This window comes from Sphingobacterium sp. xlx-130, assembly GCF_011007405.1.
Lineage (GTDB): Bacteria > Bacteroidota > Bacteroidia > Sphingobacteriales > Sphingobacteriaceae > Sphingobacterium > Sphingobacterium luzhongxinii.
Window position 1 is genome coordinate 91817 of sequence record NZ_WFKN01000002.1, and the last position, 12771, is coordinate 104587.

A 12771-nucleotide genomic window follows, 5' to 3' on the forward strand; every position below is an offset into this window, starting at 1 on the left:
AACAAACTAGACACATATGAAAACAGCTATAAAAAACAAAAATATACTTATCAAAATGTTGTTGAGCATTTTGATTGTAGGCATCAGCTTTGCTTCTTGTCAAAAAATGGAGCGTCCGGAGATGAGCTATGTACAGGATCCTCCAGATGATGGTACCATCCGGATCCTGACAATCGGAAATTCATTTTCCGAAGATGCCGTAGAAAACTACCTATATGATCTTGCGAAAGCAGAGGGCAAACAAGTGATCATCGGAAACCTTTACATCGGCGATGCTTCGCTCGCTCAACATGCCGAAAACATATCTAAAAATGCCGCGGTATACAGCTATCGGAAAACGGACAAAGACGGCAAAAAGACCACCACCGCCAACCAAACGATCGCCAATACCTTAGCCGACGAGAAGTGGACCCACATTAGTTTTCAACAGGTAAGCTCTAAATCAGGCATGTATGACACCTGGGCTGCATCATTAAAAAAAGTATATGACTACGTAACCCCCAGAGCCAAGCATCCTGACGTAAAATTCATCCTCCATCAAACATGGGCCTATGCTCAAAATTCAACGCATAGTGGCTTTGCCAATTACAATAAAAATCAGCTGACCATGTACCATGCCATCGTAGATGCCGTCAACAAAGCCAAATCCCTGGTGCCTATCGATATGATCATTCCATCGGGAACAGCCATACAGAACGGAAGGACATCGGTAGTTGAAGACAATTTTACAAGAGATGGTTACCACTTAGCTATTCCTATAGGCCGATATACCGCCGCGTGTACATGGTTTGAGGCCATCTTTGGAAAATCTGCCGTAGGCAATACCTATAAACCTGAAGGATTATCCGCATTTGAAGTCAGCATAGCCCAAAATGCGGCGCATTTGGCCATAACCAATCCGGACAACATCACGGAAATGACCGAGTTTCAAGGAGGTACCGGTGGACCATTATCTAGTGCCGTATTACTGGACTTTGGAAATACCGCAGCATCAAATCACTGGAATCAGATCAACAACTTCCTAACGGGTACTTCGATCAATTTAAAAGACAGTATGGGTTCCTATGTAGGTATAAAGTTGACCATCACAGAACGTTTCAACGGTGTTAATGGCGATGGCCCATCAACGACCAACACCACCTTAAATATGCCAACGGCTGTTTCTAAAACTTCCTACTTTGGCAACTCCAAAGCGGCCTTCAACAATATGACAGTTGTGCAAAGTGCATTAGAAATAAAAGGACTGGATCAAAACCTAACGTACAACCTTAGATTCTTCGGTGCACGCGGAGGAGTGAGCGACAACCGTGAGACAAAATATATCTGTAAGGGAGCAAACGAGGTCATCGTACGATTAAATACATCCAGCAATACCGATAAAACGGTTTCGGCAAATCAAATCAAGCCGGATTCCGAAGGAAAGATAAAAGTCACGATCACCTCAGGTGAAAATAACACCAATGGTTCAGGATTTTATTATATCACAGCAGCCCGACTAAGCTCAAACAACTAACTATTAAAACTAAGCTTTCTTCTAACTATGCGCATCAATTTATTTATACTAATTGCCGTAACTTTTTTCTCTAGCTGTGCAGAGAACAAAACCCATAATGGGAACAATTCTCACATGGAATCGTCGACAGATTCGCTACTAACGGAAATCCAAAAAAAGACTTTTAATTACTTTTATGAAGGCGCAGAGCCCCTTTCAGGCCTAGCACGTGAACGCATACATATCGACGGGGATTATCCGCTAGATGACCAAGATGTTGTCACTATCGGAGGAAGCGGCTTTGGATTAATGGCCACAGTTGTAGCTATAGAGCGAGGCTTTATCACAAAAGAGCAAGGTAAAGCCCAATTGAACAAAGTGATCGACTTTCTAGGGGCAGTACCTCGATTTCACGGTGCATGGGCACACTGGTACAATGGAGACCAGGCAACAGTTAAAGCCTTTTCGGACAAGGATAATGGAGGAGACATTGTAGAAACAGCTTTTCTTGCACAAGGCTTAATCACAGTTAGGGAATATTTTAAGGACGGCGACTCCAAACAAAAATCTATCGCTGCCAAAGCAGATAGCTTATGGCGAGGTATAGAATGGGATTTTTACACCAATAACAAGAACGTCCTATACTGGCACTGGAGTCCAGATCATGCTTTTGGAATGAACCATGCTATCCAAGGATTTGACGAATGCCTTATTGCATATCTACTCGCAGCCTCCTCCCCCCTACACAGTATAGATCCGAAAGTATATCATGAAGGTTGGGCAAGATCAGGCGCTATTAAGCAATCCATATCCAAATACGATATTCCGACCGTACTAAAACATAATGCAAAAGCAGGTCAAGTAGGCCCCTTATTTTGGTCGCACTACAGCTTTCTTGGACTTAACCCAAAAGATCTGACAGATCGCTATGCGAACTATTGGGATCTGGTGGTCAATCACACCAAAATCAATATCGCCTATGCGGATCTGAATCCGGCCCACTACAAAGGCTATGGTGCAGACAAAGGCTGGGGCTGGACGGCGAGCTACTCCCTCAAAGGATATGATGCCCACCATCCGGACAACGACAGTGGCGTAATCTCTCCTACTGCAGCGCTATCGTCGATGCCCTATACACCAACAGAGAGTATCGCCTTCGCCAACTACCTCATGCGTCATCTAAAAGATAAGATATGGGGAGATTATGGCTTCTATGATGCTTACAGCGAGACGGTAGATTGGTTCCCCAAAAGGTACTTGGCTATTGATCAAGGCCCTATCGTGGTGATGATCGAAAACTATCGATCGGGTTTGATCTGGGATCTTTTTATGCAGGCTCCAGAAATCCAAAATGGATTAAAAAAACTAGAATTTAAAAGCCCTTATCTGAAATAATGAACAGGATATACCTACATATTACCTGGTTATTAACGGTTATCCTATCGATACCGACAATGCTATGTGCACAGGAGCAGGAAATGAATCGTTTTATCGATGAGTTGATGAAAAAGATGACCCTGGATGAAAAGATAGGACAGCTTAATCTTGTTACTGCCGGTGAAGCGATAACGGGATCGGCGGTATCGACAGATGTCGAGGCCAAGATCAAGAAGGGACAGATCGGCGGAATATTCAGCATGAGCGGACCCGAAAAAATACGCAAGACACAAGAATTGGCAGTCAAACATTCACGACTAAAAATACCGATTATATTTGGCATGGATGTTATACACGGGTATCGCACAGCTTTTCCGATTCCACTTGCGCTAGCCGCGAGTTGGGATCTGCCTCTCATTGAAGAGACCGCGCGCATTGCGGCTACTGAGGCAACAGCCGACGGTATTTCCTGGGCCTTTTCACCTATGGTAGATATATCTCGTGACCCCAGATGGGGACGTATCTCTGAAGGTTCAGGTGAAGACACCTATCTAGGCGCACAGATAGCATCGGCTATGATCCAGGGCTTACAAGGCCATGATCTTAAAGCCCCCAATACGATGGCTGCTTGTGTCAAACACTTTGCACTTTATGGTGCATCTGAGGCTGGTCGCGATTATGGCAGCACCGACATGAGCCTACACAGAATGTACAACGAGTACCTCCCACCCTACAAAGCAGCTGTGGATGCGGGTGTGGCAAGTATTATGACTTCGTTCAACGATATAAACGGTGTCCCTGCAACAGCTAACAAATGGTTATTAACCGATGTCTTACGCGCGCAATGGAGATTCAAGGGTATGATCGTGTCTGACTATACTTCAGTCAATGAACTAATGGACCACGGATTGGGCGACCTACAGACAGTATCCGCACTGTCGTTGCAGGCAGGACTAGATATGGACATGGTGGGTGAAGGTTTTCTAAACACACTTAAGAAATCTTTGTTAGAAGGAAGAGTCACAGCACAACGGATTGATGATGCCTGCAGGAATGTTTTGGTATTGAAATATAAACTTGGACTATTTGAAGATCCTTTCCGTTACTGCAACGAGACAAGAGCAAAAAAGGATATATTCACGGCAGCGCATAGGGAGAAAGCGCGTGAAGCTGCGACAAAAACATTTGTCCTACTCAAAAATGAGAATAAGACACTCCCCTTACAGAAGAAAGGAACTGTAGCCGTAATCGGCCCATTGGCCAATACCGGGGCTAATATGCCCGGTACCTGGAGTGTCAGTGCTGACCATGCCCTTACGGCTTCACTGGTAGAAGGGATGAAAGAAGCCTTAGGAAATCAAGTCGAAATCCTGACACACCTCGGCAGCAATCTGCTGACGGATTCTTTATACCAAGAGCGAGCAACCATGTTTGGACGGACAATACCTCGCGACAAGAGGCCAGAGCAAGACATTATCAAAGAAGCATTGACCATAGCTAGACAGGCAGACGTTATCGTAGCCGCTCTGGGAGAATCTTCTGAAATGTCAGGAGAAAGCTCAAGCCGTACCGATCTTAATATTCCGCAGACACAACAAAATCTGTTAAAGGCTTTACTGGCTACAGGAAAACCTGTAGTCCTGGTATTGTTCACAGGAAGACCATTGACATTAACATGGGAGCACAAGCATGTGCCAGCCATACTCAATGTATGGTTTGGTGGTACAGAAACAGGTAAAGCTGTCGCAGATGTCCTCTTCGGCGATGTCAACCCCTCTGGAAAAATCACAGCTACTTTTCCTAAAAATGTAGGACAGATTCCACTTTACTATGCCCATAAAAACACAGGTAGACCGCTGGGAAATAGCCCATGGTTTCAAAAATTCAAATCCAATTACCTCGATGTAGACAATGCTCCTTTATACCCTTTTGGTTATGGACTTAGCTATACGGATTTTGAATATAGTGAGATCGTATTAGATCATCACACCCTCACTCCTGAAGTAAAAATAAAAGCATCCGTAAGCATAAAAAACAGCGGTGACTATGATGGCGAGGAAGTCGTACAGCTGTATATACAAGATCTGGTCGGTCGTGTAACCCGGCCTGTCAAGGAATTAAAAGGCTTTCAGAAAATATTCTTAAAGAAAGGGGAAAGCCGGACGGTGGAATTCATACTTTCGGAAGAAGATCTAAAATTCTATAATGCAGATTTGGCTTACGTTGCTGAACCTGGAGACTTTAAAGTATATATAGGCACCAATTCGCACGATACTAAAGAGGCTAATTTCACATTCATTCGCTAGACAGGCCGTTCTCTTTATGATTTTTGAAAACCACAGAATCCCTCCCGTGTTTATCAGCCCGCACAAGAGACTCTCCGGAACATAGGTCTACCAATAAACAAAAGAAGGAAGGAACAAGATTAATTTTGCATTTTTCGACTACTTGCGTATCTTTCGGCGCAAAAAAAACCGAATTAAGATTAATCACAGTATAGCGATGAAACTATTTTCTAATAATAGTATTATTGAAGATGGAAATAGTCCAGCTTTTAAAACGCTTTTTGAACAGTACGCACCACGGATTTACAATTTTGGGTTTTCCTACCTGAAATCTGTAGAAGATACCGAGGAACTTGTTCAAGACGTCTTTTTCAAATTGTGGCAGCATCAAAATCAACTCGACGAAGACAGAAACATAAAAGCATATATTTTCAAAATCGCAATTAATCTCATCTATGATCAACTAAGAAAACGTAAATTGGATAAGCTTGCACTGGAATTGAACGCCATGACAGCTACAGAACTGGATTACGGCACCTGGAATACATTGCAGTATAATGAACTACAGCAGCAAATCGATACGTTAATCGCACAATTACCTGATCAGCGAAAAATTATATTCACTATGAGTCGAGTCGAAGGGTTAACGCATGAAGAGATTGCTCAAAAGTTAAGTCTATCCATCCGCACAGTGGAAAACCAAATTTATAGGGCACTGTCCTTTTTGAAACAGCATATCGACAGTAAATATATGCTCTATCTCGTATTCTACTATTTTTATTAAAATATTTTCGCTCGGAGTGAGTACCTTATTGGATTTGTCCGTATATAGTTATATATGCACAACGAAGAATTTCAAAAGAAGATAGATCGTTCCTTTTTTGAACCTCAATTGGAATCTGAGGCAAAAAAAGAATTATATGATTTGCTAGACTCTGGAGCTGAAAACTATGAATCAGACCATGATCTAAATCACGTCTATCGTCGCGTACAAGTAAGAATAGAGCAAGAGGTGCTTAAAAATAAACGCATCGCCCGTACGAAGCTCTTTAGAGCAATAACATCCCGTGCCGCGATCTTTGTCCTCGGATTACTAAGTAGTATGCTGATCTGGTACAATTACCCTAATTCTGCTGAGCAAGAAACTCCGATTACGATTATAGCACCAACCAACGCTATCACACAGGCTATTCTACCAGATGGGAGCAAAATCATGCTAAATGCTAACTCAAAAATCAGTTATCATAAAGACAACAGGGATCATCAGCGCATAGTATCCTTAGAAGGTGAAGCTTGGTTTGACGTCATTAAAGACGCCAAAACCCCATTTATCGTAAGCACAAATTCTTATAAAGTATTGGTCCACGGTACTGCGTTCAATGTCCGCTCATTTCCTGATAACAGCCCGGTAGTCACCACACTGGAACATGGATCCATAGAAATACTGCCGTTGGTTGAGAATAATAAAAGTCCTAAAGCAGTCATACTGAAACCTGGTCAACAATACTATTTTGACCCTAAAAACAATGAATCGCATCTATCAAAAGTCGACAGCAGATTTGCGTCACTTTGGAAAGAAAGCGAGATTAAATTCGAGAACAAAAACTTCAAGGATTTACTTAAAATTCTAGAAGGTAGATACCATGTACATTTTATCGTTAAAGACCCCGAATTATTTGACTACCATTATGATGGTACGATTCGCAACGAAACATTAGCTTCTGTACTAGACATTCTCAGACTGACACTTCCTTTTCAGTACCGCATGGGAGAAAATAATACAGTAGAAATCAAAAAATAAAATAAAACAAACCTTAATACCTAGGCTTATGTAAAATGAAGAAGCATTAAAAAATGCCGAAAGACCCTTCGAAAACTCCTTCGGCACCAAAGACCAATTAATAAAGGATTTAAAAACTAATCTTTACTTAAAACTATGCAAAAAACACCTAAAAAACAACGTCTTCTTCAAAGATGTTGGTACGGGACTCACTTGTTTTTATTTATGCTCTGCTTAAATACCGGCTTTGCACAACAAAATCAGTCCCTTGATCTTGATTATGATCAAACAAGTATTATCGACATTCTCAAAGCAATAGAGAGACAAACAACCTATCGTTTCTTCTACCAAAGAGAACAACTAGATATCCCTAAAAAGGTGAGTATCCATGTAAAAAACAATTCTATACAGCAAGTGCTCGACAAGTTGTTTCCAAACGAATCGATCAGCTACGAGATTAAGCCTGATGGCCTAATCGTCTTAAAACCGAAAACGAAAGCTACGAGATCCAAAGAAAGTGCGCAACAACGAAAAGTAACAGGCCTTGTCACAGATGAAATGGGAACTCCTCTCCGCGGTGTATCTGTCAAAAGCGAAGGCGCCTCGAGTGGAGTTAGTACCGATAATAACGGTCGCTATGAAATCACTGTTGGAACAGGCAATGCTTCTTTAATTTTTTCATACTTAGGTATGGAAAATAAGACAGTATCTACCGCGAGGAGATCCAACATCGATGTTACGCTAGGCAATTCCGCTGTCGGACTGAGCGAAGTTGTCGTATCGGTAGGTTATGGTGCTGTGAATAAAAAAGATTTAACAGGATCGATATCATCACTCAAAGACAAAGACTTTAACAAAGGACTGGTGACCAACCCTGTTGAGTTAATGCAGGGGCGAGCTCCTGGGATCAATATTATCACCAATGGAGGGGAACCTGGCGCTGGTGCAATGGTTCGTGTACGGGGATCCAACTCGGTACGTTCGGGGCAAGACCCACTTTACGTGGTCGATGGGGTTCCACTCGACATTACCGATATCCAACCCTCTGGTGCAACAATATCGGGTGCTGGAAGCAATGCCACTAAAAATCCGCTAAACTTTCTAAATCCCGATGACATTGCTTCCATGGATATCTTGAAAGACGCTTCGGCGACTGCTATCTATGGATCCAGGGGAGCCAACGGAGTTATTATCATCACCACAAAAAAAGGAAAAAGTGGCAAAGGTATTCTCAACATAAGTTCCAATGCCTCCATATCTACGCTGCCGAAACAACTGGATGTCATGAGTGCCGAAACATTCAAATCCTACCGTACCTCCAAGGGGATCTCGGGTGGAGACTATGGAGCAAGCACCAACTGGCAAGATCAAATATACAGGCCAGCCTATTCCCAAAACCACAATCTCTCGTATGGAGGAGGAAATGAAAATGGCAACTATCGGGGATCTCTTGGCTTCATGGATCAAGAAGGTATCATCCGTAAAACCGGATTAGAAAAACTAACCGCAAGATTCAACATCAGTCAAAACCTAATCAACAATAGGCTGAAAATCGAGGCCAATATTACGGCGGCACGTACAAAAGACCGACGTGTACCTATAGGCGAAACCGGAGGTTTTGAGGGAGATGTCATTCTTTCGGCTTTAAAAAACAACCCTACACTACCTATTTACCACCCGGATGGAAGTTATTATCAACTAAGCAAGGATGTTAGAAATCCTTTGGCGATGATCAACCTGACCAACGATAACAACCAGAATGACCGTATCTTGGGGAATATAACAGCGTCATTGGATATTATTAAGGGCTTAAAATACAAAATCAATCTGGCTTCGGATCGTTCCAATGCTTCACGAAAAGTGACACAACACCACAGCCTCATCTATTTGACCAATAAGGGCACAGTCGATATCAGTAATGTGGAGCAGAATAGTAGTTTGGCTGAAAACTTCCTGACCTATGACTTCAACGTTGATAACAAACACCGATTCAATCTTTTGGCGGGGCACTCCTATCAACAGTTTAAAGCGCAATCCTATAAGCTTACTGAAGAAGGATTTACTATTGATGACTTTGACTATGTCAACGATCTCAGTTTAGGTAATTCAAAACAAGCGGCGGTCAGTTCAAGCATATTAAAAAATGCACTGCAATCATTCTTCGGTCGTGCCAACTACAACCTTTCCGACAAATATTTATTGACAGCAACTATGCGGGCAGACGGTTCGACAAAGTTCGGTAGCAACAATAAGTACGGCTACTTTCCTTCGGCATCTGCAGCCTGGCGTATGAATGAAGAACAATTCATTAAAGACATCGATCTATTTAGCAACTTGAAGCTAAGAGCAGGCTGGGGTATTACAGGAAATCAAGAAATACCCAATAAAATCTCACAAATGCTCCTAGGCTCATCGGGTGGTGCTATCTTAGACGGATCAAGCAAAAATGTTATTCAGGGTGTGACCTTGACACGCACCCCAAATCCAGATATTAAATGGGAGAAAACCGATCAGCTAAACCTAGGTTTAGATTTCGGCTTTCTACAAGGTCGTCTGAATGGTACAATAGATTTATTTGACAAAACTACAAAAGACGTGCTTTTAGAGGTCTTTTCAGTCTCTCCTGCTCCAACCACCAGAGTGTGGACCAATGTTGAGGATATGCGAATCAATAACAAAGGAATAGAAATCTCTCTAAACGGTGTTATCTTAGAAAAGAAAGATCTCACGTGGGATTTGGGATTCAACTTCACGACTATAAAAAATCGGGTATCGGGATTGCCTATTAGCCAGATCACAACTGGATCGCCTAGTGGGCCAGGTATCACAGGCCATTCCTCACAGATTATCAAAAACGGTTATGCTATAGGCACCTTCTGGGGCAGAAAATTCTTAGGTTTTGATGAACAGGGTAATAGCCTATTTGAAAAGGATGAAAACGGCATTGAACTTCAACAGACTTTGGGATCGGCTCTACCCCGTTTTTCATACGGCATCAACACCTCTCTAGCATACAAAAGCTTCGATCTAAACGTAGCTTTCAATGGTGTATATGGCAACAAAGTATACAATAATGTCGCAAATATCATCAATCAGAATACACTCATCGCGAAGGAATGGAACGCAAGCAACTCAGCCATAGAGACCGATGAAAATCCAAATGGAACATTGACCTATAGTAGTCGATTTATTGAAAACGGTTCGTACTTGCGTCTTTCAAATGCTACTTTGGGATACAATCTCAAGCTAAGGGATGTAGATTGGATCAATTCAGTACGTTTTAATCTCTCGGCCAATAACCTATTCACGATAACAAAATATTCAGGATATGACCCTGAGGTGAATGCGGACCACTCATCTGGGGGAGTACCATCTATCGGGATAGACTGGACGACTTATCCTAAAGCACGGACAATACTTTTTGGCGTAAACGTAGAATTCTAATTATGAAAAATCTTAATGCAGCACATATGAAACCCACATTTCTATTACTTTGTCTTACATTTTTGCTGTTTCACTCCTGTAAAATAGAAGAACAGATACTTGATGAGGTCAATGGCAATAAATTAGTCAACAATCCCGCAAATGTGGAAATGATCGTTGCTCCGGCCTATGCCTACATGCGCGATCTGCAAAACCGATCGGGTGTATGGGGAACGCTACTCGCGACTACAGATGAGCTGGCCTGGCCTGCACGCGGTTCGGACTGGGTGACTCCGGATCTTCAGACACTATCCACACATGAATACACGCCTACCAACATCTATATACGGAATACCTGGAACAGCTTTATGCTGGGAATTACCCGTTGCAACGTCGCTCTGCAGTATTTATCTGCTTTTCCAAAATCACCTGAGATAGATCAGTACATAGCCGAGGTAAAATTCATCCGGACGTTATGTATGTTTAAATTAACAGATAATTTTGGCCAATTTCCGTTCCGAGAACATACTGAAACTGATTATTCAAAAAAACCGGTAATTCTAGACCGTAGCGCGGCAGTACACCGCATGATCTCAGATCTCAATGAAATTATTCCAGCATTGAAATCCAAAACCGATGTCCCTTATGGACGTGTATCCAAAGCCGCTGCTCAAATGCTTTTGGCAAACATCTATCTTAACCATCAGGTTTTTCTAGGTACACCTAAATGGGACGAAACCATACAGCAGTGTAATAACATTATCAGTTCGGGGCAATATAACATTGCAGATGACTATTGGGGTTTATTTCAGTATGACAATGCCAAATACCTACACAGCACAGAGTCGATCTTATCAATTATATACGATGAGACCGTAGGGCTAACCGGATCGGTATGGATCCCCATAACACTGCATTACAACCAAAAGTTTGGCAACTTTACCAGTCTATGGAATGGCTGCTGTACTACTCCTTCCTTTGTCGACACCTGGGATACATCCGACAAACGCTATAAAGACAAACGCCTTATTGGACAACTAGGATTTAACCAAGGTCTACTCATCGGGCAGCAGTACTCGCCTACAGGTGTAGCACTAAAGACACGCACTGGAGCACCATTGATCTTCACTAAAGAGTTTAGTATCAAAAACTCCAAAGAAGAGGCTGGTGTACGAATTGTTAAGTTTGCTCCAAATCCATCCACGACCAACACGAGCAATGCAGGAAACGATTTCCCGCTGTATAGGCTTTCCGATACGTACCTCATGCGTGCAGAAGCAAAATTCCGATCTGGTGATGCTACAGGAGCCCTTGAAGACATCAACTATCTACGTAACAAAAAACGGGGCATGCCTGCCTATACCACGGTAGATCTGGATAAAATATTAAAGGAAAGAGGTTATGAATTATACTGGGAAGGTAATCGTCGTACTGATTTAATCCGCTTCGGTAAATACCTTGACGCCCGAGAAGAGAAAGATTTTGTATCCGCAGCATATAAAGTACTGCTTCCTATTCCGATCAGCGCCATAGAAGCAAACCCAAGTTTATCTCAAAACCCCGGTTACGAAAAACAACAAGTATATACACGCTAAAAACGTTAATTTTGGTTAAACAAAAATGACATTATATTAAATTGGCACAGATTTGGATATTATATTAGTATTCATAATTTAGGTTAATAATTGGTTAGTTTAAAACGCCTGAAGTTCCCCGCTTCAGGCGTTTTTGTGCTTGACTGTTAAAGCTCGCGCCTGACTGTAGGTCTGCAATAATGGAATTTCAGTACAGCTAGCATACTTTGAAACTTATCCTCACCAAAACAACTCATCAGCTATACATTGTATCGCAGTCACTAACCGATATTCTGGGTGTAGTCATGATCTCCATCAATTCGGATATCGAAGGTATCTACGTCGATACTTTCATCGGAAGAATTCTATCGATAGAAGGTGTATTGGATATAACGGTCTCATTTGGATCAAAGCTTCAAATCGTAACATATCAGCTGAAATTAGGTTCAAATAGTTTAGAAAACCTAGATATCCTAAAATCCCATAGCACACCAATAATCAACACCGAAGCGATCAACTACTCATTCTACATTTCGCATTAGAAAGAGACATAAGTGCACGCATGATAAGCTGAATAACACCTCTCTACCAGATTTTTGAAAAAGACCTCTAGCTTTTGGTCAATCATCTGCGTGAAAACAACTACGAACCACACGACACGTAAGATTACTCGGAAAAAAAAGCATTATAACACCAAATAAATCCTCGCAATAGCGAGGGCTGTCCAAACAAATCTGGCACCGAGGGGATCGGTTACCATGTAAAATATGAAACTTAATAACTAATACTTCAGCACCTCGACTTCGGTCCTACTATTAGCCTGATATTCTGCTGCTGTAC

8 protein-coding genes are annotated in these 12771 nt (G+C 42.1%); all 8 read left to right on the forward strand.

The features are described 5' to 3' along the window. Positions 1-16 precede the first annotated feature (16 nt). Positions 17-1513 carry a DUF4886 domain-containing protein gene (locus G7B18_RS02780; protein WP_205601695.1) on the forward strand — a complete coding sequence of 499 codons (1497 nt, stop codon included), beginning with the start codon at positions 17-19 and terminating at the stop codon, positions 1511-1513. Positions 1514-1540: 27 nt separating this feature from the next. Continuing rightward, on the forward strand, positions 1541-2887 hold the full coding sequence (locus G7B18_RS02785; RefSeq protein ID WP_164122041.1) for a glucoamylase family protein: 1347 nt from the start codon (positions 1541-1543) through the stop codon (positions 2885-2887). Beyond that, the gene (gene bglX, locus G7B18_RS02790; protein ID WP_164122042.1) at positions 2887-5175 is read left to right on the forward strand and encodes a beta-glucosidase BglX; all 2289 of its coding nucleotides are present in this window, start codon (positions 2887-2889) and stop codon (positions 5173-5175) included. Before G7B18_RS02785 ends, bglX begins: the two co-directional genes overlap by 1 nt. 196 nt (positions 5176-5371) lie before the next feature. Continuing rightward, complete coding sequence (locus tag G7B18_RS02795) at positions 5372-5938, forward strand: RNA polymerase sigma factor (RefSeq protein WP_164110726.1); 567 nt, start codon at positions 5372-5374, stop codon at positions 5936-5938. A 54-nt stretch (positions 5939-5992) separates the two neighbouring features. Continuing rightward, entirely contained in the window at positions 5993-6955 is a 963-nt protein-coding gene (locus G7B18_RS02800) for a FecR family protein (RefSeq protein ID WP_164110728.1), read from the forward strand. 135 nt (positions 6956-7090) lie between these two features. Then, the gene (locus G7B18_RS02805) at positions 7091-10378 is read left to right on the forward strand and encodes a TonB-dependent receptor (RefSeq protein ID WP_164110730.1); all 3288 of its coding nucleotides are present in this window, start codon (positions 7091-7093) and stop codon (positions 10376-10378) included. Between the two features lie 2 nt (positions 10379-10380). Beyond that, complete coding sequence (locus tag G7B18_RS02810; protein WP_240452755.1) at positions 10381-11952, forward strand: RagB/SusD family nutrient uptake outer membrane protein; 1572 nt, start codon at positions 10381-10383, stop codon at positions 11950-11952. A 206-nt stretch (positions 11953-12158) separates the two neighbouring features. After that, on the forward strand, positions 12159-12473 hold the full coding sequence (locus tag G7B18_RS02815) for a hypothetical protein (protein WP_164110732.1): 315 nt from the start codon (positions 12159-12161) through the stop codon (positions 12471-12473). Positions 12474-12771: the final 298 nt, after the last annotated feature.

Excerpts from the sequence above, each read along its gene's own strand:
- G7B18_RS02795 (WP_164110726.1), top strand. The coding sequence starts at position 5,372 with ATGAAACTATTTTCTAATAATAGTATTATTGAAGATGGAAATAGTCCA.
- bglX (WP_164122042.1), top strand. The coding sequence starts at position 2,887 with ATGAACAGGATATACCTACATATTACCTGGTTATTAACGGTTATCCTA.
- G7B18_RS02810 (WP_240452755.1), top strand. The coding sequence starts at position 10,381 with ATGAAAAATCTTAATGCAGCACATATGAAACCCACATTTCTATTACTT.
- G7B18_RS02800 (WP_164110728.1), top strand. The coding sequence starts at position 5,993 with ATGCACAACGAAGAATTTCAAAAGAAGATAGATCGTTCCTTTTTTGAA.
- G7B18_RS02785 (WP_164122041.1), top strand. The coding sequence starts at position 1,541 with ATGCGCATCAATTTATTTATACTAATTGCCGTAACTTTTTTCTCTAGC.
- G7B18_RS02805 (WP_164110730.1), top strand. The coding sequence starts at position 7,091 with ATGCAAAAAACACCTAAAAAACAACGTCTTCTTCAAAGATGTTGGTAC.
- G7B18_RS02780 (WP_205601695.1), top strand. The coding sequence starts at position 17 with ATGAAAACAGCTATAAAAAACAAAAATATACTTATCAAAATGTTGTTG.